The 24,496-nt window shown below is 69.6% G+C and carries 24 protein-coding genes; 5 read left to right on the top strand and 19 right to left on the bottom strand.

Annotated elements, in window-relative coordinates:
• Window positions 1–79: 79 nt before the first annotated feature.
• The 9 genes from BKN51_RS03805 to BKN51_RS03765 form a co-directional block, all read right to left on the bottom strand.
• Complete coding sequence (locus tag BKN51_RS03805; RefSeq protein WP_101606294.1) at window positions 80–2,332, bottom strand: polyribonucleotide nucleotidyltransferase; 2,253 nt, start codon at window positions 2,330–2,332, stop codon at window positions 80–82.
• Between the two features lie 230 nt (window positions 2,333–2,562).
• Window positions 2,563–2,832, bottom strand: coding sequence for a 30S ribosomal protein S15 (gene rpsO / locus BKN51_RS03800; RefSeq protein ID WP_003084034.1), 270 nt, complete (start codon window positions 2,830–2,832; stop codon window positions 2,563–2,565).
• Window positions 2,833–2,960: 128 nt separating this feature from the next.
• Window positions 2,961–3,470, bottom strand: coding sequence for an RNA 2',3'-cyclic phosphodiesterase (gene thpR / locus BKN51_RS03795; protein ID WP_101606293.1), 510 nt, complete (start codon window positions 3,468–3,470; stop codon window positions 2,961–2,963).
• Complete coding sequence (locus BKN51_RS03790) at window positions 3,470–3,949, bottom strand: helix-turn-helix domain-containing protein (RefSeq protein ID WP_076154920.1); 480 nt, start codon at window positions 3,947–3,949, stop codon at window positions 3,470–3,472. Before BKN51_RS03790 ends, thpR begins: the two co-directional genes overlap by 1 nt.
• A 120-nt stretch (window positions 3,950–4,069) precedes the next feature.
• Window positions 4,070–5,032 (bottom strand): bifunctional riboflavin kinase/FAD synthetase, encoded by a 963-nt coding sequence (locus tag BKN51_RS03785; RefSeq protein WP_101606292.1) that lies wholly within the window; start codon window positions 5,030–5,032, stop codon window positions 4,070–4,072.
• Window positions 5,033–5,072: 40 nt separating this feature from the next.
• Window positions 5,073–5,996, bottom strand: a complete 924-nt coding sequence (gene truB, locus BKN51_RS03780) for a tRNA pseudouridine(55) synthase TruB (RefSeq protein WP_101606291.1) — start codon at window positions 5,994–5,996, stop codon at window positions 5,073–5,075.
• A gap of 29 nt (window positions 5,997–6,025) precedes the next feature.
• On the bottom strand, window positions 6,026–7,336 hold the full coding sequence (locus BKN51_RS03775) for an MFS transporter (protein WP_101606290.1): 1,311 nt from the start codon (window positions 7,334–7,336) through the stop codon (window positions 6,026–6,028).
• Window positions 7,337–7,469: 133 nt separating this feature from the next.
• Entirely contained in the window at window positions 7,470–8,795 is a 1,326-nt protein-coding gene (locus BKN51_RS03770) for an MATE family efflux transporter (RefSeq protein ID WP_101606289.1), read from the bottom strand.
• 63 nt (window positions 8,796–8,858) lie between these two features.
• The gene (locus tag BKN51_RS03765; protein ID WP_101606288.1) at window positions 8,859–9,872 is read right to left on the bottom strand and encodes a DHH family phosphoesterase; all 1,014 of its coding nucleotides are present in this window, start codon (window positions 9,870–9,872) and stop codon (window positions 8,859–8,861) included.
• Window positions 9,873–9,897: 25 nt separating this feature from the next.
• On the opposite strand from BKN51_RS03765, the gene BKN51_RS03760 reads away from it, so the two are divergent.
• The 4 genes from BKN51_RS03760 (at window position 9,898) to BKN51_RS03745 (ending at window position 13,795) form a co-directional block, all read left to right on the top strand.
• A complete protein-coding gene (locus tag BKN51_RS03760) occupies window positions 9,898–10,941 on the top strand; it encodes a TRM11 family SAM-dependent methyltransferase (RefSeq protein ID WP_168214252.1) in 1,044 nt (347 codons plus the stop codon).
• A 183-nt stretch (window positions 10,942–11,124) separates the two neighbouring features.
• Window positions 11,125–12,063, top strand: coding sequence for an amino acid ABC transporter permease (locus BKN51_RS03755; RefSeq protein WP_101606287.1), 939 nt, complete (start codon window positions 11,125–11,127; stop codon window positions 12,061–12,063).
• Window positions 12,060–12,827: an amino acid ABC transporter ATP-binding protein gene (locus tag BKN51_RS03750; protein ID WP_101606286.1), complete on the top strand. Its 768-nt coding sequence runs from the start codon at window positions 12,060–12,062 to the stop codon at window positions 12,825–12,827. Before BKN51_RS03755 ends, BKN51_RS03750 begins: the two co-directional genes overlap by 4 nt.
• Before the next feature lie 20 nt (window positions 12,828–12,847).
• Window positions 12,848–13,795, top strand: coding sequence for an ABC transporter substrate-binding protein (locus BKN51_RS03745; protein WP_101606285.1), 948 nt, complete (start codon window positions 12,848–12,850; stop codon window positions 13,793–13,795).
• Between the two features lie 100 nt (window positions 13,796–13,895).
• Here BKN51_RS03745 and BKN51_RS03740 read toward each other — a convergent pair whose 3' ends face one another.
• The 7 genes from BKN51_RS03740 to rimP all read right to left on the bottom strand — a co-directional run bounded on the left by BKN51_RS03740 (window position 13,896) and on the right by rimP (window position 20,699).
• Window positions 13,896–14,762, bottom strand: a complete 867-nt coding sequence (locus tag BKN51_RS03740) for an alpha/beta hydrolase (RefSeq protein ID WP_101606284.1) — start codon at window positions 14,760–14,762, stop codon at window positions 13,896–13,898.
• Window positions 14,743–15,219: a 30S ribosome-binding factor RbfA gene (gene rbfA / locus BKN51_RS03735; RefSeq protein WP_101606283.1), complete on the bottom strand. Its 477-nt coding sequence runs from the start codon at window positions 15,217–15,219 to the stop codon at window positions 14,743–14,745. Before rbfA ends, BKN51_RS03740 begins: the two co-directional genes overlap by 20 nt.
• Window positions 15,220–15,248: 29 nt before the next feature.
• Entirely contained in the window at window positions 15,249–15,542 is a 294-nt protein-coding gene (locus BKN51_RS03730) for a DUF503 domain-containing protein (RefSeq protein WP_101606282.1), read from the bottom strand.
• 71 nt (window positions 15,543–15,613) lie between these two features.
• A complete protein-coding gene (gene infB / locus BKN51_RS03725; RefSeq protein ID WP_101606281.1) occupies window positions 15,614–18,652 on the bottom strand; it encodes a translation initiation factor IF-2 in 3,039 nt (1,012 codons plus the stop codon).
• A 144-nt stretch (window positions 18,653–18,796) separates the two neighbouring features.
• Window positions 18,797–18,991: a YlxR family protein gene (locus BKN51_RS44085; RefSeq protein ID WP_233224246.1), complete on the bottom strand. Its 195-nt coding sequence runs from the start codon at window positions 18,989–18,991 to the stop codon at window positions 18,797–18,799.
• A gap of 131 nt (window positions 18,992–19,122) precedes the next feature.
• On the bottom strand, window positions 19,123–20,163 hold the full coding sequence (gene nusA / locus BKN51_RS03715) for a transcription termination factor NusA (RefSeq protein WP_101606279.1): 1,041 nt from the start codon (window positions 20,161–20,163) through the stop codon (window positions 19,123–19,125).
• Entirely contained in the window at window positions 20,160–20,699 is a 540-nt protein-coding gene (gene rimP / locus BKN51_RS03710; protein ID WP_101606278.1) for a ribosome maturation factor RimP, read from the bottom strand. Before rimP ends, nusA begins: the two co-directional genes overlap by 4 nt.
• Window positions 20,700–20,834: 135 nt before the next feature.
• On the opposite strand from rimP, the gene BKN51_RS03705 reads away from it, so the two are divergent.
• The gene (locus tag BKN51_RS03705; protein WP_168214251.1) at window positions 20,835–21,773 is read left to right on the top strand and encodes a ferritin-like domain-containing protein; all 939 of its coding nucleotides are present in this window, start codon (window positions 20,835–20,837) and stop codon (window positions 21,771–21,773) included.
• A gap of 109 nt (window positions 21,774–21,882) precedes the next feature.
• Here the strand turns inward: BKN51_RS03705 and BKN51_RS03700 are convergent, their stop codons facing one another.
• The 3 genes from BKN51_RS03700 to BKN51_RS03690 all read right to left on the bottom strand — a co-directional run bounded on the left by BKN51_RS03700 (window position 21,883) and on the right by BKN51_RS03690 (window position 24,383).
• Window positions 21,883–22,503, bottom strand: coding sequence for a hypothetical protein (locus BKN51_RS03700; protein ID WP_101606277.1), 621 nt, complete (start codon window positions 22,501–22,503; stop codon window positions 21,883–21,885).
• 88 nt (window positions 22,504–22,591) lie between these two features.
• Window positions 22,592–23,611, bottom strand: a complete 1,020-nt coding sequence (locus BKN51_RS03695; protein WP_101606276.1) for an aminotransferase class V-fold PLP-dependent enzyme — start codon at window positions 23,609–23,611, stop codon at window positions 22,592–22,594.
• Window positions 23,612–23,621: 10 nt separating this feature from the next.
• Window positions 23,622–24,383, bottom strand: coding sequence for an isocitrate lyase/PEP mutase family protein (locus tag BKN51_RS03690; protein ID WP_101613028.1), 762 nt, complete (start codon window positions 24,381–24,383; stop codon window positions 23,622–23,624).
• Window positions 24,384–24,496 lie beyond the last annotated feature (113 nt).

The following is a 24,496-nucleotide window of genomic DNA, read 5'->3' as shown; positions in this document are numbered from 1 at the left end:
ATGTCATGAAAGGGTCGTTCAGGACGAAAAATGTCCTGAACGACCCTTTCATGACGTTTCACAACGTACGTTGCCAGTCCTACTGAGCGTCGGCCTTCGGAGCGTCGGCGCTCTCGGCGGGCTTCTCGGCCGCGGCGGCGTCTTCCTCCTGGACCACGATCAGGCTGATCTTGCCGCGGTTGTCGATGTCGGCGATCTCGACGCGGAGCTTGTCGCCCACGTTGACCACGTCTTCGACCTTGGCGATCCGCTTGCCGTTGCCCAGCTTGGAGATGTGCACCAGGCCGTCCTTGCCCGGCAGCAGCGAGACGAACGCGCCGAACGCGGCCGTCTTCACCACGGTGCCAAGGAAGCGCTCGCCGACCTTGGGCAGCTGCGGGTTGGCGATGGCGTTGATCAGGTCGATCGCCGCCTCCGCCGACGGGCCGTCGGCCGCGCCCACGTAGATCGTGCCGTCGTCCTCGATGGAGATGTCGGCGCCGGTCTCCTCGGTGATCGAGTTGATCATCTTGCCCTTCGGGCCGATGACCTCGCCGATCTTGTCCACCGGGATCTTCACGCTGGTGACGCGCGGGGCGAACGGGCTCATCTCGTCCGGGCCGTCGATCGCCTCGGCGATGACCTCCAGGATGGTGAGGCGAGCGTCCTTCGCCTGCTTCAGCGCGGCCGCGAGGACCTCCGACGGGATGCCGTCGAGCTTCGTGTCGAGCTGAAGCGCGGTGATGATCTCCTTGGTGCCGGCGACCTTGAAGTCCATGTCGCCCATGGCGTCTTCGGCACCGAGGATGTCGGTCAGCGCGACGTAGCGGGTCTCGCCGTCGACCTCGTCGGAGATGAGGCCCATGGCGATGCCGGCGACCGGCGCCTTCAGCGGGACACCCGCGTTCAGCAGACCCATGGTCGACGCGCAGACCGAGCCCATCGAGGTGGAGCCGTTCGAGCCCAGCGCCTCGGAGACCTGGCGGATCGCGTACGGGAACTCGTCACGCTTCGGCAGGACCGGGACCAGGGCGCGCTCGGCGAGCATGCCGTGGCCGATCTCGCGCCGCTTCGGCGAACCGACGCGGCCGGTCTCGCCGGTGGAGAACGGCGGGAAGTTGTAGTGGTGCAGGTAGCGCTTGTGCGTCTCCGGGGAGAGCGAGTCGATCTGCTGCTCCATGCGGAGCATGTTCAGCGTGGTGACGCCCAGGATCTGCGTTTCTCCACGCTCAAAGAGCGCCGAACCGTGCGCCCGCGGGATCACGGCGACCTCGGCGGCGAGCGACCGGATGTCGGTCAGGCCGCGGCCGTCCATGCGGACCTTGTCCGTGAGGACGCGCTTGCGCATGATCTTCTTCGACAGCGACTTGAAGGCCGCGCCGATCTCCTTCTCACGGCCCTGGAAGGCTTCGCCCTCGCCCAGGCCGATCTTCTCCAGCACGGCGGCCTTGACCTGGTCCGTCGCGTTGTCGCGGTCCTGCTTGCCCGCGATGGTCAGGGCGTTCGCGAGGTCGTCGGTCGCGATGGCGGCGACGGCGTCGAAGGCGTCCTGCTCGAAGGCGAGGAAGACCGGGAACTCGCCGGTCGGCTTGGCGGCGACGTCGGCCAGCTCTTGCTGTGCGAGACAGAGCACCTTGATGAACGGCTTCGAGGCCTCGAGGCCCTCGGCGACGGCGATCTCGTCCGGCGCCTTGCCGCCACCGGCGATCAGGTCGAGCGTCTTGTCGGTGGCCTCGGCCTCGACCATCATGATCGCGACGTCGTCACCGACGATGCGGCCGGCGACCACCATGTTGAAGGTGGCCTCTTCCAGCTGCTTCCAGGTCGGGAACGCGACCCACTGGCCCTCGATCAGCGCGACGCGGACGCCGCCGACCGGGCCCGAGAACGGCAGGCCGGCGATCTGGGTCGAGGCCGAAGCCGCGTTGATCGCGAGCACGTCGTACGGGTCGTCCGGGTTGAGGCTCTGGACGGTGATGACGACCTGGATCTCGTTGCGGAGACCGTCGGTGAACGACGGGCGCAGCGGCCGGTCGATCAGGCGGCAGGTCAGGATCGCGTCGGTCGACGGGCGACCCTCGCGACGGAAGAACGCGCCGGGGATGCGTCCGGCGGCGTACATCCGCTCCTCGACGTCCACGGTCAGCGGGAAGAAGTCGAAGTGGTCCTTCGGGTGCTTCGACGCGGTGGTCGCCGAGAGCAGCATGGTCTCTTCGTCGAGGTACGCGACGACGGCGCCGGCGGCCTGACGGGCCAGGCGGCCGGTCTCGAAGCGGACGGTGCGGGTGCCGAAACGGCCGTTGTCGATCACGGCTTCGGTTTCGTGCACGGTGACTCCGGTGGAGTCGGTCATAGGGTGTATCTCCTCTTTTGATCCTCTGTAACGGCGCGAGTCTCCCACCCTGGGACCTGTTTCGCCTGCGGACGCTCGAGGAGTGAGGCCGGTCTTCGATCGAAGCCCCCGGGCCGTTGCCCGGGAACCACTACCGAGGACCGGCGGACGGGTTCCTCGTGCGCGCTCGCGCCTTCTGTTCTTAGACCGAGGGGGAGCGACCGTCGTGGTCACTCCCCCTCGGGTTCAAGCTATCGGCGGAGGCCGAGACGCTGGATCAGCGCACGGTAACGCTCGATGTCCACCTTCATCACGTAGTTCAGCAGCCGGCGGCGACGGCCGACCAGCAGCAGGAGCCCGCGACGGGAGTGGTGGTCGTGCTTGTGAGCCTTGAGGTGCTCGGTGAGGCCGACGATGCGCTTGGTCAGCAGCGCGACCTGGGCCTCGGGGGATCCGGTGTCCGAGTCGTGCACGCCGTACTCGGCGAGGATCGACTTCTTCTCTTCGGTGGACAAAGCCACAGTGGTGCTCCTAGATATTCTGTGCCGTGCGGCCCGGACGATCGATCACGCCGGGTGAGACGGTCACGGCCGCCACGGACTGCAGCCGGACCCGATCGTCGAGGTTACCAGCCCCGTGATCAGCGGCTTCAGGCGCGGGCGTGGTGCAACTCGTACGACCGGATCACCCGGTAGTGCGAAACATCCTGCTCGCGGTCACTGCGGATCAGCACGGCTTCGGTCGCCGTCCAAGTTCTGCTGGTGAACCCGGCCAGCCGCGCCACCCACGCGCTCGCGGCTTCCGGCCGGTCGCGGGGGAAGCGGGCCAGTGTCAGGTGGGCCACATAGGGCCTGCCCTCACTCTCCGCGCCGGCCTTCAGGGCCAGCTCGTGGAGCCCGGTTCCGGACACACTCAACCACAGCACCCCGGGGAATGTCGCGGCCTTTTCCAGCCGGACGTCGATCGGGCCCGCGTCCGCCAGTCGTCCGGCGAGCCGATCGCCCCTGTCGTCCGCGTCGTCTTCGCCGTAGAAACCGAGGGTGACGTGCCAATGTTCCCGCCGCGACCAGCGCAGATTGCCGTCTTCGGGGACGCCCAGCGCCTCGGCGATCTCGTCGAGGACGTCGTCCGGCGGGATCAGGGCGCTGAAGAGATTCATCAGGAGTTCTTGGCCGCCCGGCGCAGCAGATCCGCGAGGGACGGGAAATCGTCGTCGAGCAGCTTCGCGGCTTCGGTGAGGTCTTCGTCCTCGCCGATGTCCCGCAGCGCCGCGAGCACACCCTGGTCGTCGGCGACGGCACCGACCGGGATGCTGTCACGGCCCACCGTCGGCCGTGAGTCGCGGACGTCCTCGAGTGCCTCCTGCATGGCCTTCCGGTCCCCCGCGGCGACCGCCGGGACCAGCACCTTGCGCTCCAGCATGATCATCTTGGCGAGGACGACCGGGTTGCCGATCTTCGCGCGGCGGCCGCTCATCACCTGGCTGAGCATGGGCGCGCTGATGCCGAGAACCTCGGCGAGGAAGGCCTGGGAGATGTCGAACGCGACGACCAGTCTCCGCACGCGATCGCCGAGCGGCTCCCCGTACCACTCCCTCTGCAGCGCGATGTTCCGCTGGACGATCTTGTGGTCCTCCACCTGGTCCGCTCCCCTAACCCCGTCGAACGCCATGCGCGGTCCGGTCCGTGACATCTTGCCACCGGACCGCGCGTGGGCGGGCGTGTTTGTCGATTGTCATCCGGCCAAGGCCGGCTCCGGTCAGTCCTGCCCGCCGAGCAGTTCCCTGGTCCGGAGGACGTCTTCGTCGATCTGCTTCACCAGACCTTCCGACGTCGGGAAACGGACCTGGTCCCGCAGCTTGGCGACGAAATCGAGCGAAACGTGCTGTCCGTAGAAGTCTTCGTCGATGTCGAGGACGAACGCCTCGACGGTGCGTTCGCGCCCCGAGAAGGTCGGATTGGTCCCGACCGACACCGCCGCGCGCAGCCGGTGCCCAAGATCCGACGAACGGGTGAACCAGGCGCTGTAGACCCCGTCGGCGGGCACCGCGGCGAAGCGCGGCGTCGACAGGTTCGCCGTCGGGTAGCCGAGATCGTGTCCCCGGCCGTCGCCCCGGACGACGATGCCCTCCAGCCGGTGCGGCCTGCCGAGCGCCTCGGACGCCGCGACGACGTCCCCGGCGTCGATGCACGAGCGGACGTAGGTCGAGGAGAAAGTGATCTCGTTCTCCGTCTGCTGCTGCGCGAGCAGCCCCTGCAGTTCCGCGCCGTGCGCCACGAAACCGAACCGCTTCCCCAGTGTGCGCAGGAGAGTCACGTCACCGGCGGCCTTGGCGCCGAAGGTGAAGTTCTCCCCCACGATCACCGCGGCCGCGTGCAGTTTGTCCACCAGGACCTCGTGCACGAACTCGTGCGCCGTCAGCCTGGACAGTTCGAGCGTGAACGGCAGCACACAGAAGACGTCGACGCCCAGGCCCTCGACCAGTTCCGCCTTGCGGCGCAACGTGGTCAGCTGCGCGGGATGGCTGCCCGGCCGGATCACCTCCGACGGATGCGGATCGAAGGTCAGCACCACACTCGGCACCCCGCGTTCGGCGGCGGCGCGGACCGTCCTCGAGATCAGCTCCTGATGCCCGCGGTGCACGCCGTCGAAGACGCCGATCGTCACCACGCACCGTCCCCAGCTCCCGGGAAGGTCACCCAAACCACGCCAACGCTGCACTTGTAGCCCCGTCTCCTCCAGGCCCGCTTCGTGCACCACCCTAGGCGGGCAGCAACACGACCACCGACCGGGCCAGTTCGCCTTCGTCCGCGGCGAGCGCGAGCACCCGGCCGTCCGGTCCGAACATCCCGTACGTGCCCTCGATACCGGCCGACGGCACCCTCTGTCCATATCGGACCGACTGCGCCATACGGGCGTCCAGGTCGCGGCGCGGGAACGCGGCGGCGACGGCGGCGTCGAGGTCCAGTGAAAGCCCCGGCTCTTCTTCGAGCTGGTCGAGGGTGCGGGCCTTGGCGAGCGTGAACGGCCCGACCGTGGTGCGCCGCAGCGCGCGCAGATGCCCGCCGACACCCAGTCCCGCCCCGAGGTCGCGGGCCAGCGCCCGGACGTAGGTCCCGGACGAACACTCGACGACGGCGTCGAGTTCGATCCGGCCCGCCTCGCGGCGGGTGGCGAGCAGATCGAAGCGGTGCACGGTGACCGGACGCGGCGGGATCACGACCTCCTCGCCGGCGCGGACGCGGGCGTACGCGCGCTTCCCGTCGATCTTGACCGCGCTGACCGCGCTCGGCACCTGCTGGATGTCGCCGGACAGCGCGGCGATCCCGGCGGCGATCGCGTCGTCGGTGATCTTCTCGACGTCCTCCGGGGCGGCTTCGGCGATCGGCTCGCCCTCGGCGTCGTCGGTCGTGGTCGACAGTCCCAAGGAGAGGGTCGCGAGGTAGGTCTTGCGGTCCAGCGCCAGGTGGCCGAGGAGTTTCGTCGCGCGTTCGATGCCGAGCACCAGGACGCCGGTGGCCATCGGGTCGAGGGTGCCGGCGTGCCCGACCTTGCGGGTGCCCATGAAGCGCCGCGCCCTGGCGACGACGTCGTGGGAGGTCATCCCGGACGGCTTGTCGACGATGACGAGACCGGGCGGCGGGGCTGGACGTTTCTTGGCGGGGGCTTGATTGGGGCGCGACACGGGCCGAACCCTATCTTTCGGACCCGTCCCTAGGACGAGACGGGCAGCGGCGCTTCGGCGTCCCAGCGGCGGCGCCGGATCTGCACCGGGATCTCCTCGCCGCGCGCCTCGGCCTCGAACAGCACGGCGCGGGTACGCCGCCACCACACGAGCATCCGGAAGGTGCCCAGCGCGAGCACCGCGATGACGGACAGCAGCGCCAGGCGGAACGCGCCGCCGGTCCACTCCAGCAGGACACCGACCGCGAGCGCCGAGATCGTCGTGGCCACGAACCCGCCGACGTTCACGACACCGGTCGCGGTGCCGACGCGCGAGAGCGGGTTGTAGTCCCGTGCCAGCGCGAAGCCGATCATCGACGCGGGTCCGCCGAGGGAAAGGAAGGCGAACGCGGGAACCAGGACCGCGACCGGGGTCGTCCCGCCCCAGCCGAGCAGGACCGCCCAGATCACCGCGGCGACGCCGATGTACCCGCCGACGAGCGGCATCCGCAGCGACGGACGCCGTCCGATCAGGCCGCCGATGAACGGGCCGCCGATCATCGAGCCGAACACGAACACGATCAGCAGCGAACTCGCGGTGGACTTCGGATACCCCTGTCCCTGCACCAGGAACGGGACACCCCACAGCATGGTCAGCACGTTGGGCGCGAACATCGTGCTGAAGTGGACCCAGAATCCCAGCCTGGTCCCGGGGGTCCGCCACGCCTCGGCGACCTGGCGGCCGAGCACCTTCGGGTGCACCCTTCCGCGCACGGGCTCCGGCTCCCCGGGCGGGGAGTCCTTGACGCGAAGGGCGACGACGGCGGCGTACAGCGCCGTCACCAGTCCGACGGCGAGGAACGTCGGGGTCCAGCCGGGCCCGTCGAGCAGCAGGCCGAGCGGGACGGTCGCGGCGAGGTTGCCGACGTACCCGATGGCCCCGGTCAGCGCGGCGAGCAGGGCGTACTGGCGGCCGGGGAAATGCGCGGCGATCAGCCGCATGATGCTCACGAACGTCAGCGCGTCGCCGAAGCCGACGACACCGCGCGCGACCAGGCCGAGCGGGTAGGAATCGGCGATCGCGAGCAGGATCTGGCCGAGGCCGAGGAAGAACACGGCGGCGGTGAGCACGCGGCGCGGGCCGTAGCGGTCGACCAGGACGCCGGTGGGGATCTGCATCGCGGCGTAGACGCCGACCTGCAGGACGGTGAACGTGCCGAGCGCGGCCGCGCCGACGCCGAAGCGGTCGGCGGCCTGCAGCCCGGCGACGCCGAACGACGTGCGGTGGAAGACGGCGAGGAGGTAGACGGTGACGGCGGCGAACCAGATGAACCAGGACCGGCGGGTGGCTCGGCCTGTCACAGTGTTTCCTCCTCGAGAACGGTTCGGGCAAGTGAAGACGCCCGCACTGCCGCCTCATATAGTTGTAGCTCCTAAGCAATGGCGAAACATACCCGTTACCCGGGTGGTTTTCGCCACACGCTCCCCCGCGGGGTCAAGCAGCGCGGACGGCGCCCTCCACGGCCCAGCGCCCGGAGCGCCACCGCACCAGCAGGGTCGCCAGCCGCAGCACCATGAACAGCGAGAGCCCGGTCCAGATCCCGGCCAGTCCCCACCCGAACGCGAGTGACAGCCAGACGAGCGGCAGGAACCCCAGCGCCGCGCTCAGCAGCGTCGCGTTGCGCAGGAACGCCGCGTCACCCGCGCCGAGCAGGACGCCGTCGAGCGCGAACACCACCCCCGCGATCGGCTGCAACGCGACGAAGAACCACCACGCGTGCGGGATCTCGCCGAGCACGGTCGCGTCCGAAGTGAACACCTGCGGCAGCACCCCGGCCAGCGACGCGAACACGACCCCGAGGAAACAACCGAACACCAGGCCGTAGCCGGTGATCTGGCTCGCCACGCCCCGCGCCCGTTTGCTCGCCCCGGCGCCGAGGGCGGCCCCGACGAGCGACTGCGCGGCGATGGCGAGCGAGTCCAGCACGAGCGCCAGGAACGTCCACAGCTGCAGCACGACCTGATGCGCGCCGACAGCGCCGGTGGACGTCCTCGCGGCGACCGCGGCGGCCGATACGAAACACGCCTGGAAGGCGAGGCTGCGCAGCACCAGGTCCCGGCCGAGGCCGAGCTGGGCGCGCATCACCTTCGGCTCCGGGCGCAGCGGGACCCGCTCCCGCACCAGCGCCACGATGAACAGCGACGCCGAGATCACCTGCGCGACGACGTTCGCGATCGCGGAACCTTCCAGTCCCCAGTCCGCGCCGTACACCAGCACCGGGCACAGCACGGCGGAGATCCCGTTGCCCGCCAGGACATAGCGCAGCGGCTTGGCGGAATCCTGCACACCGCGCATCCAGCCGTTCCCGGCCATCGTGATCAGGATGAACGGCGTCCCGAACAGCGCGATCCGCAGCCAGGAGACGGCGGCGTCGGTGATCGCGGGGTCCCCGGACAGGACCCGGGCGATGGGCGCGGCCAGCAGCTGCCCGGCGACGATCACGACCAGCCCGACGATCACCGCCAGCCAGGTCGCCTGGACCCCTTCGCTGACCGCCTCGCCACGACGTCCGGCGCCGTGCAGCCGCGCCGTCCGCGACGTGGTCCCGTACGAGAGGAACGTCAGCTGGCTGGAGACCTGCGAAAGCACGACACCGCCGACGGCGAGCCCCGCCAGCGGCAACGCGCCGAGATGCCCGACGATGGCCGTGTCCACCAGGACGTACAGCGGCTCGGCGGCGAGGACGCCGAGTGCGGGCACGGCGAGCCCGAGCACGCGTTTCGGCGGGACCCGCTCGTCGGTTTCGGAGGCTTGAGACACCTCCGCAGCGTAAAGGGCCACGGACGGTGACCGTGTCGATCTTGGGCGGTCCCGGTCAGCGGGTCACAGCAGCGGTGCTCGCGACAGCGCCGCCCTCAGCCTGTCGAGTACCTCGTCCGCGGTGCCCTCCGCGGTGCACCCGGCCGCCTGGCGATGTCCGCCGCCGCCCAGCTCCCCCGCCGCGGCGGAGACGTCGACACCGCCCGCCGAGCGGAGCGAGACCGTCCACCGCTGCCGCGGCCCGGTCGGTTCGGCTTCCTTGAGCACCACGGCGACCCCGGCTTCCCGAGTGGACCGGACGACGTCGATGACCGCTTCGACCTCTTCCCCGCGCACCGTCCGCGCGGCGTCGAGGCTCACGACCGCGTACGCGAGCCCGAAGCCACGCGCCTCGTCCGGTTCGAGCCGGGCCCCCGCGAGGACGTCCGAAAGCATCGGCAACCACGCGAACGGGTGATCGTCGACGATCTCGCGAACCACCTTGTCCGGGTCGACACCGGCCTCGAGCAGCTTCGCCGCCATCAGGTGCGTGGACGGGCGGGCACGGCGGAACCCGCTCGTGTCGGTGACGAGCCCCGCGTACAGGCAGCGCGCGATCGGCTCGTCGATCTCGGCGCCGAGTTCCGCCAGCAACGCGAAGACCAGGACGGCGGTGGCTTCGGCGCTGTCGTCGACGACGTGCTTCGTGCCGAAGAAGACGTTGGACGCGTGGTGGTCGATCACCAGGACGTCGCCGCCGGCCGCGCGGACGGCGTCCACGCGCGGCGCGAGTTTCCCGAGCCTGCCCGGGGTGGGCGTGTCGAGCGCGACCAGCAGCCGCTCACTCTCCGGAAGCTCGCTCGCGGGGACGTAGAGCCCGCCGACGTCCAGGCTCCGCAGGGTTTCGGGCATCTCCTCGGGTTCGCCGACCGAGACCCGGACCTCGACGCCACCGCGCAGGTGGAGTGCCCGTCCGAGCGCCAGCGCGCTGCCCAGCGCGTCCGCGTCCGGGCGCACGTGGCCGAGCAGTGTCACATCGTTCGCGCGCGCCAGCAGGGCGGCGGCGTCCTTGAGGTCCTGCGCCAAAGTGGTCGTCACGAACAGTCAAGCTACGCTCTTCGGGATGTCCGAGTACGCGATCCTGATCTACCCGTCCGCCAACCGGGTCTACACCGACTCCGCTCCGGCCCTGCTGCGCGCGGAGCTGGCGGTGTTCGGTCTGTCCGCTTTGGAGACCGAAATCTCCGAGATCGGCGAGACGGAACTCGGCGGCGTCGGCTACCTCACCTTCACCACGCCCGCCCCGCTGAGCGAGCGCGATCTCGCGCTCCTCTCGAACCTTTCCGCGCTGTACGCGCTGTTCGAACTCGGCGACGGCGTCCTGAAGCCGGTCACGATCACCCCGCTCGCGAACTTCGACTCGGATCTGCTGACCATCCAGAAGTACCCGGGCAAGACGAACGAGCTGTTCACCAAACTCCTCGTCAACATCACCCTGCTGTCGACGGCGGACCCGGCCGCGATGCTGGAGAAGCCGCTGCACCTGCTGGATCCGCTGTGCGGCCGCGGCACCACGCTGAACCAGGCGATGATGTACGGCTTCGACGCGACCGGCCTCGACGTCGACGGCAAGGACTTCGACTCCTACGAGATGTTCGTCAAGACCTGGCTGAAGCAGAAGCGGATCAAGCACACCGCGGAGTCCGGTCAGGTGCGGCGCAACAAGGTCCGGCTCGGCAGACGGCTCGACATCGGTTTCGGGATCACCAAAGAGCAGTACAAGGCCGGCGACGTCCGCAAGCTGAGCTACCTCAACTGCGACACGCTCACCACGGACGAACTGCTGCGGGCCAACTCCGTGGATCTCATCGTCACCGACGCGCCGTACGGCGTGCAGCACGGCAGCCACCGCACGCAGGACGCGTCGCTCGCGCGCAGCCCGCGGGACCTGCTCGCGGCCGCCGTCCCGGTGTGGACCCGGGTGCTGCGGCCCGGCGGCGCGCTCGGCATCTCCTGGAACACCAACGTCGCGCCGCGCGAGGAACTCGCCGCGATCCTGGACAAGGCGGGGCTGGAAGTCCGCGAGGACGGCCCGTTCGCGGAGTTCTCGCACCGGGTGGACCAGGCTATCGTGCGGGACCTGATCGTCGCGGCCAAACCGGCCTGACCCGCGGGCGTTTCCAGCATTTGGAACCGGAACCGGCTTCGTTGACCGGAACGGGCACATCTTCCTAAAGTCGGCTCGACGACAAGGAACACGGCGATCCATGCCGCGTCGACGGCATTTCCTTTTCGATCTTTCCGCTTTCGGTTGATTCATGCTGCCCATTTCCCGCGAGACAGGTGCCTGATGACGAGTGACCTAGAAGCGCCGCCTGCGGCACCTGCCCGGCCGGAGGAAGGATTGCGGATCGTGCCCGCCAGGCGGCCACTGACCTGGCTGGCCGCCGCGGTGGTCGCGGTCCTGGTGGCCATGGCCGGACACGCTTTGGTGACCAACCAGGCCTGGGAATGGTCGGTCGTCGCCGATTACGTGTTCGCCGACGCCGTTCTCTCTTCGGTCGTCCTGACCGTGGAATTGACGGCATTCGGCGTAGTCGCGGGATTCGTTCTGGGCACGGTTCTCGCGCTCATGCGCATTTCCCGGAATCCGCTCCTCCGTTCGGTCAGCTGGACCTATACGTGGATCTTCCGGTCGGTCCCGCTCATTCTCCAGCTGCTTTTCTGGTACAACCTCGCCATTCTCTACAACCAGATCTCCTTCGGCGTCCCGTTCGGACCGTCGTTCGTCTCGTTCGACACGATGAGCCTGATCCCGCCGTTCCTCGCGGCCGGGCTCGGTCTCGGCCTGCACCAGGCCGCCTATTCCGGGGAGATCGTGCGCGCCGGATTCCTCGCGGTCGATCAGGGACAGCGGGAGGCGGCCGCGGCGCTGGGCATCCCGGCGAGCAGGCAGTTCCGCAGAATCGTGCTGCCACAGGCGATGCGCTCGATCGTGCCGAACGCGGCCAACGAGATCATCGGCATGGTCAAGAACACCTCGCAGGTGTACGTGATGGCCCTGCCGGAACTCTTCTATCAAGTGCAGGTGATCTACAGCCGCAGCGGCCGGGTGATCCCGCTCCTGCTGGTCGCCACCGCCTGGTACCTGCTCTTGACGACCCTCCTTTCGGTGGCGCAGTTCTACGTCGAACGCCACTACGCCAAGGGCGCCCTGCGCACCGTCCCGCCCACTCCCCTGCAGAAGGCCCGCGCCGGCCTCGCCAAACTGAAGGCGGCGACCCGATGAGCGACGACTTCAAGGTGGACGTCCGCGGCGTGCACAAGGCCTTCGGCCCGCTCACCGTGCTCGACGGGGTCGACCTCCAAGTCCGCTCCGGCGAGGTCACCGTGGTGCTGGGCCCGTCCGGCTCCGGGAAATCCACGCTGCTGCGGCTCATCACCCATCTCGACCGCGCCGATCGCGGCTTCATCAGCGTCGGCGGGGAACTCATGGGGTACCGGCGCTCGGGCGACCGGCTGCACGAACTGCGCGAGCGCGAGATCCTCAAGCAGCGCACGCGGATCGGGTTCGTGTTCCAGAACTTCAACCTGTTCGGGCATCTCACGGCGCTGGAAAACATCGTCGAGGCACCGGTTTCCGCGCAACGCCGCTCCCGTGCGGAGGCGACAGCCCACGCGCGCGAACTGCTCGCGCTGGTCGGGCTCGTGGACAAGGCGGACGCCTACCCGCGGCAACTGTCCGGCGGGCAGCAGCAACGGGTCGCGATCGCCCGCGCGCTCGCGGTGCGCCCCGAAGTGCTCCTGTTCGACGAACCGACGTCCGCGCTCGACCCGGAACTGGTCGGCGAGGTACTCGACGTGATCAAGAAACTCGCCCGCGACGGCACCACCATGATCGTCGTCACCCACGAGATCGGCTTCGCCAGGGAAGTGGCCGACACCGTGGTGTTCATGGACGCCGGCCGCGTCGTCGAACAGGGCCCGCCCGCACAGGTCCTCGACACGCCCGAGCATCCCCGCACCAAAGCATTCCTCGAAAAGGTCCTTTGAGAAAACCCGGGAGTACCACCGTGAAGAAGCTCTTGTACCCGATCCTGCTCCTGTCCACGGTCGCGCTGGCCGCGTGCGGGACGACCGAAGCCGCGGCCCCCGCCGCCCCGCTGCCCGGGACCGAAGGGATCAACATCACCGCGCAGCAGAACCGGATCCGCGCGCAGAAGGTCGACGCCGTCGCGAATCTGGTGCCGAAAGCGGTGCGTGACACCGGGAAGCTGACCGTCGGGACCACCGGCAACGGCACTCCCCCGCTGTCGTTCCGCGCCGACGACGACAAGACGGTGATCGGCGTCGAAACCGATATCGCGCAACTGGTCGCGGACGTGCTGGGCCTGGAACTCGACCTCCAGGCGACGTCCTGGGAGAACCTCTTCCTCTCGGTGGAGACGGGCCAGTACGCGGCTGGCTTCTCCAACATCACCGTGACCGAGGAACGGAAGGACAAATACGACTTCGCCACCTACCGCAAGGACACCATCGCCTTCGAGGTCAAGAAGACCCGCGACGTCACCGTGAAGGAGCCCAAGGACATCGCCGGGCTCAAGGTGGGCGTGGGCTCCGGGACGAACCAGGAGCAGATCCTGGTGCGCTGGGACGAGCAGAACAAGGCCGCGGGCCTGAAGCCGGTGGAGTTCCAGTACTTCCAGAACACCACCGACTACTACCTGGCGCTGCAGTCCGGCCGGATCGACGCCTACGCGGGCCCCAACCCGACGGCCTCGTACCACGTCGCCGTGGACGGGCAGACCAAGATCGTCGGGACGGTGTCCGGCGGCGGCCAGATCCCGGCCGACATCGCCGCGATGACCAAGAAGGGCAACGGGCTCGCCGAGCCGCTGCGCCAGGCCATCCAGAGCGTGCTCGCCAACGGCCAGTACGCCGAGGTGCTCAAGCGCTGGAACCTGGGGAACGAGGCCGTGGAGGCGTCGCAGATCAACCCGCAGGGTCTTCCGCGCAAGTAGTCCTCTGGGTGCGGCGCGTGCAATGAAAGGCCCGTTACTTGCAAAATTTGCAAGTAACGGGCCTTTCATAGCGTCGGTGAGGGGGAGGCGGCGCGTGCGGTCAGGCCATCCGGTCCCCTACGAACTTCACCACCTCGGGCATGATCTCGCGCCAATAGTCGTCGTTGTGCTCACCGGGGGACATCTTCGCGACGGCGGGATCGAGCGCTTTGATGAGCTTGCGGTCGGCCCGGGCGAAGGGATCCGAATTCCCGCACCACACCCCTGTCGACGCCGCCGAGAGGTCGTCGGTGTGCAGCAGCGGCTCATGCGATTCCCACTGCGCGCGATCGGCGAAAACCTTGCGGGACTTGGCATCGGGCCAGCTCACGAACAGGGCGGCGCTCGCGACGGCGACGGCTTTGAGGTCCTTGTGGTCGCGGGCGTAGCGCAGTGCACCGAAACCGCCCATCGAGATCCCGAACATCGCCGTCGGCGGCCGCAGCTGGCGCTGGGCGAGCCAGCCGGGGAGTTCGGCGGACAGCATGCGCTGCGGGTCGTCGCCCTTGCCGACGTCCACCCAGTAGTCGTCGCCGTCGACCGCGGCCACCGCGAAGGCGGGCATGCCGGCCGAGACGGCCTTGTTCAGCGCGTCCTGCACACCGAGGTTCAGGAACATCCGGGCGTCCGCCCCGCGCCCGTGCAGGGCGACGCAGACGGACAGCCCGACCCGGGACACGCCGTCAGGGGCGATGATGACCAGGTTGACGTCCCGGTTCCGGGCCGCCGACCGCATCTTCTGCACCGTGACCGCTTCGGTCAACGGGGTCGGCCTGGTCGGCGGGGCCACCGGTGGTGGCCCCATCAGGGGTGCTCTTCCGGTACCACAAGCGGAAAGCAGTGCCGTGCCCCCGAGAGCCGTGGCTCCGAGCAGCAGGCCACGCCGGGTCACGGCGTGGCTCACTCGCTCAGCCCCGGGTCTCCTCATCGGCGAACTCATCGTCTTCGGCCTCTTCCCGCGGCGGCTTGTACGGGTCGGCTTCACCGGCGTGCTGTGCCCCTGTCGCCCGGCGGGCGACCTCGGCATCGGCTTCCCTGGCCTTCGCGAGGAGGTCCTCGATGCGCTTGGCGTCCTCAGGGATGCTGTCGGCCACGAAGGCCAGCGTCGGAGTGTAGCGGACTCCAGTACCCTGTCCGACCTTCGTGCGCAGCACGCCACGGGCGGATTCGAGCGCCGCCGCGGCACCGGCGTGATCGGGCGTGGACTCCAGGTTCTCGCCGAGCACCGTGTAGTAGACCGTGGCGTCGTGCAGGTCTGCCGTGATCTTCGTGTCGGTGATCGTCACGTGGTTGAGCCGCGGATCCTTGATGTCGTGCTCGATCGCGTGCGCGACGATCTGTGAGATCCGCTTGGCGAGCTTGCGGGCCCGAGCGGGGTCGGCCATGGGATTCTTCTCCTCGAAAGATCTTTCCGTCAGTCATCCGGGCCGAGCAGCCGGCGGTGAGCGGAGAGCAGTTCCAACTCCGGCCTTCCGGCCACGAAGCGCTCACACGAGTCGAGCACGTCCCGGACGTGCTCGCCAGTCGCCGCGACCACGGCCACACCGATCAGCGCCCGCCGGTGCAGGTCTTGTTGCCCGGCTTCGGCGATGGAGACGTCGAAACGCCTGCGCACCTCGGCCAGCACCGGCTTGATCACGGATCGCTTCTGCTTGAGCGAGTGAACGTCGCCCAGCAGGATGTCGAGCTCAAGAGCTCCTACGAACATGGGGGTTCTGGGTTGGATAGAAGTGAAGCGGCGCTCCCCCGCCCAGATGCGAGGGAGCGCCGCCGTGTCACTTACGCACGCGGCTTTTCGCGCTGCTCGTACGTCTCGATGACGTCTCCGAGCTTCAAATCGCTGTAGCTGCCCAAGGTGAGACCACACTCGAAGCCCTCGCGGACCTCGGTGACATCGTCCTTTTCGCGCTTCAGCGAGTTGATCGGCAGGTTCTCGACGATGACGTTGCCGTCACGGAGGAGACGCGCCTTGGCGTTACGCCGGATCTCGCCCGAGATGACCATGCAACCCGCGATCGTACCGACCTTCGACGACTTGAAGATCCCGCGGATCTCGGCCTTGCCCAGCTCGACCTCTTCGAAGATCGGCTTGAGCATGCCCTTGAGCGCGGCTTCGATCTCGTCGATCGCCTGGTAGATGACCGTGTAGTACCGGACGTCGACGCCTTCGCGGGTGGCCCGCTCGGTCGCCTTGCCCTGTGCCCGCACATTGAAGCCCAGGACGATCGCGTTGGACGCGGTCGCCAGGTCGATGTCGGACTCCGTGACGCCACCGACACCGCGGTGGACCACGTTGAGCTCGACCTCTTCTTCGCCGACATCCAGCTGCATCAGCGAGGCTTCGAGCGCTTCGACCGTACCGGAGTTGTCACCCTTGATGATCAGGTTAAGGGTGCTCGTCTCCTTCAAGGCCTCATCGAGGTCTTCGAGGCTGACCCGCTTACGACGCGACGCGTTGAGCGCGTTGCGGGTACGGGCCGAACGCCGCTCGGCGATCTGCCGGGCGACCCTGTCCTCGTCGACGACGAGGAACGTGTCACCGGCGCCGGGCACCGAGGTGAACCCGATGACCTGGACCGGACGCGACGGGGTCGCTTCGGTGACGTTGACGTTGTGCTCGTCGACCATCTTCCGCACGCGGCCGTACGCGTCACCGGCGACGACGGAGTCACCGACGCGCAGCGTTCCGCGCTGGACCAGCACCGTGGCGACCGGACCGCGACCGCGGTCCAGGTGCGCCTCGATCGCGACACCCTGGGCCTCCATGTCCGGGTTGGCCCGGAGGTCGAGTGCGGCGTCCGCGGTCAGCAGGATCGCCTCGAGGAGACCATCGATGTTGATGTTCTCCCGCGCCGAGATCTCGACGAACATCGTGTCGCCGCCGTACTCCTCGGCCACGAGGTTGTACTCGGTGAGCTGCTGCCGGATCTTGTCCGGGTTCGCGCCCTCCTTGTCGATCTTGTTGATCGCGACCACGATCGGGGCCTTGGCGGCCTGCGCGTGGTTGATCGCCTCGACCGTCTGCGGCATGACGCCGTCGTCGGCCGCGACCACGATGACCGCGATGTCCGTGGCGTTCGCACCACGGGCACGCATGGCGGTGAACGCCTCGTGACCCGGGGTGTCGATGAACGTCACGAGACGCGGGACGCCCTCGAGCTCGGTCTCGATCTGGTAGGCGCCGATGTGCTGGGTGATGCCACCGGCTTCGCCCTCGCGCACCTTCGTCTTGCGGATCGTGTCGAGCAGTCGGGTCTTACCGTGGTCGACGTGACCCATGATGGTCACGACCGGCGGACGGACCTGCAGGTCTTCTTCTTCACCCGCGTCTTCGCCGTAGGTGATGTCGAAGGTCTCCAGCAGCTCGCGGTCTTCTTCCTCCGGGCTGACGACCTGGACGACGTAGTTCATCTCGCCGCCGAGCAGCTCGAGGATGTCGTCCGACACGGACTGCGTCGCCGTGACCATCTCACCGAGGTGGAAGAGCACCTGCACCAGCGAAGCCGGGTTGGCGTCGATCTTCTCGGCGAAGTCGGTCAGCGAAGCGCCACGCGGCAGGCGGATCGTTTCGCCGCTGCCCTTGGGCAGGCGAACGCCACCGACGCTGGGCGCCTGCATGTTGTCCATGTACTCCATGCGCTTCTGGCGCTTGGACTTCCGGCCCTTGCGAGCGGGACCACCGGGACGCCCGAAGGCACCCGCGGTACCGCCACGGCCACCGGGGCCACCACGACCGCCGCCGCCGCGGAAACCGCCGCCACCGGCCGGGGCACCGCCACCGCCACCGGGGCCACCGCCACCGGGACGGAAACCGCCGCCACCGCCGCCGCCGGGACGGAAACCGCCACCGCCACCGCCGCCGCCACCGGGACCGCCGCGGAAACCTCCGCCGCCGCCACCGGGACCGCCACGAGCGCCGCCGCCGGGGCCACCACGGGCTCCGCCGCCGGGACCACCACGGGCGCCACCGGGACCACCGGCCGGACGGGCCGGACGGCCCGGCATCATGCCGGGGTTCGGGCGCGGGGGCATGTTGCCCGGGTTCGGCCGGTTACCACCGGGAGCGCCGCCACCGGGACGCGGCGGGCGGGTGTCGCCACCCTGCTGGCCGCCACCGGGACGCGGCGGACGGTTGTCGCCGCCCTGCTGGTTCCCGCCGCCGGGACGCGGTCCCGACGGACGCTGGGCCGGGGCACCGGATCCCACACCGAACGGGTTGTTGCCGACACGCGGGGTGCGCGGGCCGGGCTTGGGGCCGCCGGGCTTGGGGCCCTGCGGCTTCGGCGGCACGACCGAACCCTGCGACGGCGTCGAGGACGCCGGCGGGGTGGCCGGTGCTGCCGGGGTCTCCTGCTGGGGTTCGGCCGGAGCGGCCTTCGCCGCCGGAGCGACCTCTTCCTTCGGCGCCGGCGGCCGGGGGCCGGGGCGCGGACCCGGGCGGACACCCGGGGTGGAGGGACGGGACGGCTGCTGGGCCGGAGCCGGGGCCGACGACGCGGCCGGAGCGGCCGCCGCGGGGGCGGCCGCCGGGGCCTCGGTCTTCGCCACGGGCGCGGGCTGAGCCTGCTTCGCGGCCGGAGCCGGGGAGGCGGGCTTCGCGGGCGGCGCCGGAGACGGACGCGGACCGGGGGTCGGAACCGGCTTCTTCTTGCCGTCCTTGGACGGGTACGCGTCACGGAGACGGCGGGCGACGGGCGCCTCGACGGTGGACGACGCGGACTTCACGAACTCGCCCTGTTCCTTCAACTTGGCGAGAACTTCCTTGCTGGTGATGCCGAGCTCTTTCGCGAGCTCATGTACTCGGGCCTTGCCTGGCACAGCTCTCCTCATCTGGGGAGGCCGGCGGCAGACCCGCAGACCTCGTCCTATTGTCGCGCGTTCATTGATTCAGCTTCACGGCTGACTCATGACGGGTCGACCTGCTTCCTGATTCCAACTGGCACCGGGGATGTCCCGGCGCCTTCAGCTTTCGGCGAGCCGCTCCAGGCGTTCGTGGACACCTTGGGCGTCAAGCGACCCCGGAACACGAAGTGCTCGGGGAAACGCTCTGCGCCGCTCGGCCTTGGCAAGACAGTCCGGCACGGGGTGCAACCAAGCACCCCGGCCCGGCAACCGCCGACGCTCGTCGACGATCAGCCGTCCGTCCGCCGCGACCACTCGCAGCAACTCACCGATCAAGGCCCGCCGACGGCAACCCACACAGGTGCGAACCGGAGTTTCCCGGTCGCGCTGGAGGTCGGTTCCCGGCCGCGGGCTCTGAACCACTCGTAAGTCTAGCGCTTCGACCTTCACTCAGCCGAACCGGTTGCCGCGGCGGGCCGCGCCTGCCCGGCGTGTGCTTCATCACCCTGCTCAGGGGCGGCGTCGCTGCGGATGTCGATTCGCCAACCGGTGAGACGGGCGGCGAGGCGGGCGTTCTGCCCTTCCTTGCCGATCGCGAGCGAAAGCTGGAAGTCCGGGACGACGACGCGAGCGGTCTTGGCCCGCTCGTCGACGACCCGAACAGAGACAACCTTCGCGGGCGACAGCGCATTCCCGACGAACCTCGCCGGGTCTTCGGAGAAGTCGATGATGTCGATCTTCTCACCCGCGAGTTCGCTCATCACGTTGCGCACCCGCGCGCCGACCGGGCCGATGCAGGCGCCCTTGGCGTTGACGCCGGGCACCGTCGAGCGGACGGCGATCTTGGTCCGGTGCCCCGGCTCGCGCGCGATGGCGGCGATCTCGACCGTGCCGTCGGCGATTTCGGGGACCTCGAGGGCGAACAGCTTGCGCACCAGGTTCGGGTGCGAACGCGACAGCGTGATCTGCGGTCCGCGGTTGCCGCGCGCGACGGTGACGACGAACGCCTTGATCCGGTTGCCGTGCTCGTAGGACTCGCCGGGGACCTGCTCGATCGAAGGCAGCACGCCTTCGATGTCGCCGACCTGGATGACGACCATGCCGCGGGCGTTGGCGCGCGCGTCGCGCTGCACCACACCGGCGACGATCTCGCCCTCCTTGGCGGAGAACTCGCCGAAGGTCTTCTCGTGCTCGGCGTCGCGCAGGCGCTGCAGGATGACCTGCCGCGCGGTGGTCGCGGCGATCCGCCCGAAGCCTTCGGGGGTGTCGTCCCACTCCTCGTCGGTCTGGCCGTCCGGGGTGAGGGTGTGCGCGAGGACGCGCACGAGGCCGCTCTTGTGATCGATGTCGATCCGGGCGTGCGGCTGGTGGCCCTCGGTGTGCTTGTACGCGGTGAGCAGCGCGGTCTCGATCGCTTCGATCACCGTCTCGAAGGGGATGTCCTTGTCCCGTTCGATCGCGCGCAGCGCGGCGATGTCGACGTTCACTTCGGCTCCTCCTTCGGCTCTGTGGTGGCGGCGTTCAGGGCCGACGCATCGGTTTCCAACAGTTTCAGGTCCTCGGCAGGTGGTTGCTTGAACTCGATCTCGATGACCGCCTTGGCCACCGAGGCATAACCGACGTCCCGGATCTCGCCGTCGACGAGCACGCGCGCGGCCTTCTCGCCGGCGTGCCCCACGCGGCCGATGAACGCGGCGCCTTCGACGGGCGTGACCTTGACGAGGCGGAACTTCGCGCGCCGCCAGTGCCTCTGCACGGTCAGCGGCCGGTCGAGGCCCGGCGAGGTGACTTCGAGCGTGTACGCACTGGCGATCACGTGCTCGTTCTCGTCGAGCGCGGCGGAAACCGCGCGGCTGACGCTCGCCACCTCGTCCAGTCCGACGCCGTCGTCCCCGTCGACGACGACCTTGACCAGCTGGCGGCGGCCTGCTTGCTGGACCTCGAAGGAATCGAGGTCGAAACCCGCGGCCTTGACGGCTTCGGCCACGATGGGCTCCAGCCTGCTGGCGAGGTCGTTGGGCACGGTGGAGCGCTCCTGTTCGGCTGTGGGCGACCCGGCGGTGTGGATCCGGGTTCGGTAGTGGGCCAGCTTATCTGGTGACCCCCGCGTGACGCGCGAGCGGCGGCCCCGCACGGGGTACTGGCAGGATGGGGCGGCGTGACCGGAAGATCGACCGAGCCCACCTTGCCGAGCCGTCGCGCTTTCCTGCGGATGGGAGCGCTGGCCGCGCTGGCCGTGCCGTTGGCGGCCGCCTGCTCCCCCGGGTTCGACGAAACCCCCGATCCGCTGGGTCCGCTGCTGCGCGCGGCGGAGACCGACGCGGCGGGCGCGAAGGCGTTGACCGGCGCCGAAGCCGAGTCCGTCGCCACCGCGCGGGCCGCGCACGCGGCGGCGCTCAAGCCCGAGGTGGACCGGCTCAACCGCCCCAAGCCGGAACAGGCGGGCCCGGGAGAGACCCCGCCGTCGTCCGTGGACGGGCTCAAGGAACGGCTCGCCCAGGCACGCAAGCAGGCCGAGGGTCTCGTGCCCTCGCTGCCCCGCTACCGCGCCGGGATGGTCGCGTCGATCGCGGCGGGCTGCGCGGCACTGCAGCAGAGCTCCGACAAACTCGGCCGCGGCGACGACGCGGGAGCCGTCGAGGTGCCCGCCGGAGTCCAGCTCGGCGGGGAGACCACGGAGGCCGTCCAGCAGGCGCTGGCCACCGAACACGCGGCGATCTGGGTGTACGGGCTGGTCAGCGCCTACCTGCCCGCCGCCTTCAGCGGTGCGGTGGCGCGGGGCACGGCCGAGCACGTCAAACGGCGGAACGTCTGCGAACGGATGCTTTCCGCGGCGGGCCAGACACCCACGGGACCGGAGGCCGCGTACGTGCCGCCGAAGCCGGTGACCGAGGCGAACTCGGCGATGGAGCTGGTGGCGACGGCCGAGGCGGACGTGACGGCGGCCTGGCTCGGCGTGATCGACCGGACCGACGACGCGGCCCTGCGGACGACGGCGTTGAACGCGCTGATCGGGTCGGCGCGGCGGGGGACTGCCTGGCGGGCGGAGTTCGGCGCGTCCCCGGTGGCGATCGCGATGCCGGGTCAGTCGGTCTGAAGTCTTTTCGGCGGCGGTGAGGCGTCGCCGCGCGCGCTATGAAAGGCCCGTTACTTGCAAATTTTGCAAGTAACGGGCCTTTCATAGCACTGGGAAGTGCGTGAAAAACTCAGCGGCGCAGATCACCCGAAAGCCGCAGGGCGTCGGTCGCGATCCGCTCCAGCACCGGCTTGTCGGTCTGCTTGTCGTAGAAACCGGCCAGCACGATGGCCACCTCGGGCCCGGTGACGTGGGAGTCGTAAGCCGCGTCCTGCCCGGAGATCTTCGGGACGCCCTGGCCCTTGAAGGTGCCGTCGCGCACCAGGTCGGACACGTTGCCCGTGCCGTCCTTGTCGGTGAGCGCCTTGAGCTGGGTCGCGGTGACCTCGCCGGGCATCGTGACCAGGACGACCGAGACCAGCGCCTTCTTCCCGGCGGTCTCGGTCGTGTACAGCGCCCGCGAAAGCCGTGTGCACGGCGTCTGGGTGAAGAAGTCCTTGGTGTCGCCGTAGGCCTTGCTCGCGCAGTCGGAGGTGACCTGCGGGCCCTCGATCAGCGTGTACTGGAACTGCCCGCTCTTGGCGGGCGGATCCGCGACCGGGGTCGTCTCCGGCTCGTGCCGGATCAGCCACCAGAGCAGGGCCGAGACGACCGCGATGGCGACCAGCCCGGCACCTTTCAGCGCGAGGCCCTTGGTGTCCCTCGACGGCTTCGGGGCGGGCGGCGGCCCACCCGGCCCTGCCGGTCGCACCGGCTGAAGCCGGGCCGTTTCCGTCGCTCCCGGGGTAAATTGCGCACCAACCACGGGAACATACGGTAGTTCACGCCGCCCCGAAGGTTCACCTGAACGTGCTTATCACGCGTTCGACGTCGTCAGGCGTGTTGTAGAGATGGAACCCGAATCGCTGCCTTCCGGCCCGGGTACCGGCCACGATGCCCGCTTCCGCCACCTTCCCGGCGTCCGCGTCGAGCGAGACGATCGCGCTCCCCTGACCGGGTGACCCGAGCGCTTCGAGGAGTGAGTCGGCGAGACCCACGCAGTGCGCGCGGACGGCGCTGAGATCCAAGGAGCCGAGGTAGTCCAGCGAGGCGGCGGCGCCGACGAACGAGAGCCAGGCCGGGGACAGGTCGAGCGACCGGGTGCCGTCCGCGAGCCGCAGCGGGAGGCCGTAGACGGTCTGCCAGCGGTCTTCCCCGGCGTACCAGTTCGCGGCCACCGGCGTCGCCCGCTCCAGCGCTCGCGGATGGACGGCCATCCAGGCCGCCCCGCGCGGCGCGAGCAGCCACTTGTACCCGGCGCAAACCACCCAATCGGCCCAGCCGAGGTCGAGCGGCTGCCAGCCGGCGGCCTGGGTGACGTCCAGCAGGACCGCCGCGTCCGCCGCCTCGGCCGCGGCACGAAGCCTGTCCAGGTCGATCTGGGTGCCGTCCGCCGACTGGACGACGCTGACCGCGACGAGGTCGTGCCCGCCGACGCGTTCGGTCAGCTCGGCCAGCGGGACTTCGGTGACCTTCACCCCGCGGTACGCCTGCGCCGCGAACGGGAAGGTGACGCTGGTGAAGTCGTTCCCGGCGACCAGCACGCTGGCGCCGTCGGGCAGCCCGGCCGCCACGTTCGCGATCAGCTGCGAGACGGACGCCCCGATCGCGACCCGCTCCGCCGGGACCCCGATCAGCGCGCCGAATCCCGCCCGGGTCCGCGCGACGGGCTCGTCGAAGTCCGAGGGCCGGGCCTCGCCGCGCCGCCACCGCTCGACGGCCTCCGCCACCGCGTCGGCCACGTGCGACGGCGGGATGCCGATGCTGGGCGTGTTCAGATAACCGGGCGGGACGGCGAATTCGGCTCCGAAGGTCTGCATGCCCACGAGGCTAATGAGATTCCGGCAGCAGAGCCGCGACGTCGTCGTAGGACGGCGGGACCAGCGGGAGTTCGCCGCCGTCACGGATGGCCTCCACCGTGCGCAGCGTGGCGGCCAGCGCCATCCGGTACGGCAGCGAGCCGAGGCTGATCCGTGCGACGCCGAGTCCGGCCAGGCCGTCGACGGTGACCTTGCCGGGCAGGAACAGCAGGTTCACCGGCACGCCGACGGCCTTCACCAGCCGCTCGACGTCCTCGGCCCCGGAGAGCCCCGGCACGAACACCCCGTCGGCCCCGGCGTCCACGTAGGACAGAGAACGTTCGATCGCCGCCGCGATGTCCGGCTCACCCAGCCAATGCGTGTCCGTACGCGCGTTGACGAAGAGACCGGGAGCGCGCTCCTTCGCCGCCGCGATCTTGGCCGCGTGCCGCACGGGATCGCCGAGGGCGTCTTCGAGGTTGATGCCCGCGACGCCGGCTTCGGCGAGTTCCGCCGCCAGCGCGCCGACCTCGCCCGGGTCGTCGCTGAACCCGTCGGCGAGGTCGACGCTGATCAGCGCGTCCAGTCCGGCGAGCCGCCGGGCCAGCCGGACGGTGGCGTCCTTCGAGGACGGGGCACCGTCCGGCTCGCCCTCGGCGGCCGAAACGCCGAGGCTGGTGGTGCCGAGCGCGGGAAAGCCTTGCGCGGCCAGGAAGGCGGCCGTGCCGAACTCCCAGACGTTCGGCAGGAGCAGCGGGGAACCGGGGGCGTGCAGTGCGGCGAATGCGGTCATGTCACGACGGTAGCCAGCGGACGTTTCGGCGGCGGCCGAAGTGTCGGGGTCCAAGTACATGAAGGCCCCCTTCCCTACCTTCAGGGTAGGGAAGGGGGCCTTCACGTACTTCG

Origin of the sequence: Amycolatopsis sp. BJA-103 (genome assembly GCF_002849735.1) — a bacterium.
Classification (GTDB): Bacteria; Actinomycetota; Actinomycetes; order Mycobacteriales; family Pseudonocardiaceae; genus Amycolatopsis.
This window is presented reverse-complemented; position numbering and strand designations above follow the sequence as displayed.

What these genes read in the sequence shown, in the direction of transcription:
- rbfA (WP_101606283.1), bottom strand. Translation starts at nt 15,219, where the DNA reads ATGGCCGACCCCGCTCGGGCCCGCAAGCTCGCCAAGCGGATCTCACAG.
- BKN51_RS03805 (WP_101606294.1), bottom strand. Translation starts at nt 2,332, where the DNA reads ATGACCGACTCCACCGGAGTCACCGTGCACGAAACCGAAGCCGTGATC.
- BKN51_RS03760 (WP_168214252.1), top strand. Translation starts at nt 9,898, where the DNA reads ATGTCCGAGTACGCGATCCTGATCTACCCGTCCGCCAACCGGGTCTAC.
- BKN51_RS03730 (WP_101606282.1), bottom strand. Translation starts at nt 15,542, where the DNA reads ATGTTCGTAGGAGCTCTTGAGCTCGACATCCTGCTGGGCGACGTTCAC.
- BKN51_RS03755 (WP_101606287.1), top strand. Translation starts at nt 11,125, where the DNA reads ATGACGAGTGACCTAGAAGCGCCGCCTGCGGCACCTGCCCGGCCGGAG.
- BKN51_RS03740 (WP_101606284.1), bottom strand. Translation starts at nt 14,762, where the DNA reads ATGAGGAGACCCGGGGCTGAGCGAGTGAGCCACGCCGTGACCCGGCGT.
- thpR (WP_101606293.1), bottom strand. Translation starts at nt 3,470, where the DNA reads ATGAATCTCTTCAGCGCCCTGATCCCGCCGGACGACGTCCTCGACGAG.
- BKN51_RS03690 (WP_101613028.1), bottom strand. Translation starts at nt 24,383, where the DNA reads ATGACCGCATTCGCCGCACTGCACGCCCCCGGTTCCCCGCTGCTCCTG.
- BKN51_RS03695 (WP_101606276.1), bottom strand. Translation starts at nt 23,611, where the DNA reads ATGCAGACCTTCGGAGCCGAATTCGCCGTCCCGCCCGGTTATCTGAAC.
- BKN51_RS03750 (WP_101606286.1), top strand. Translation starts at nt 12,060, where the DNA reads ATGAGCGACGACTTCAAGGTGGACGTCCGCGGCGTGCACAAGGCCTTC.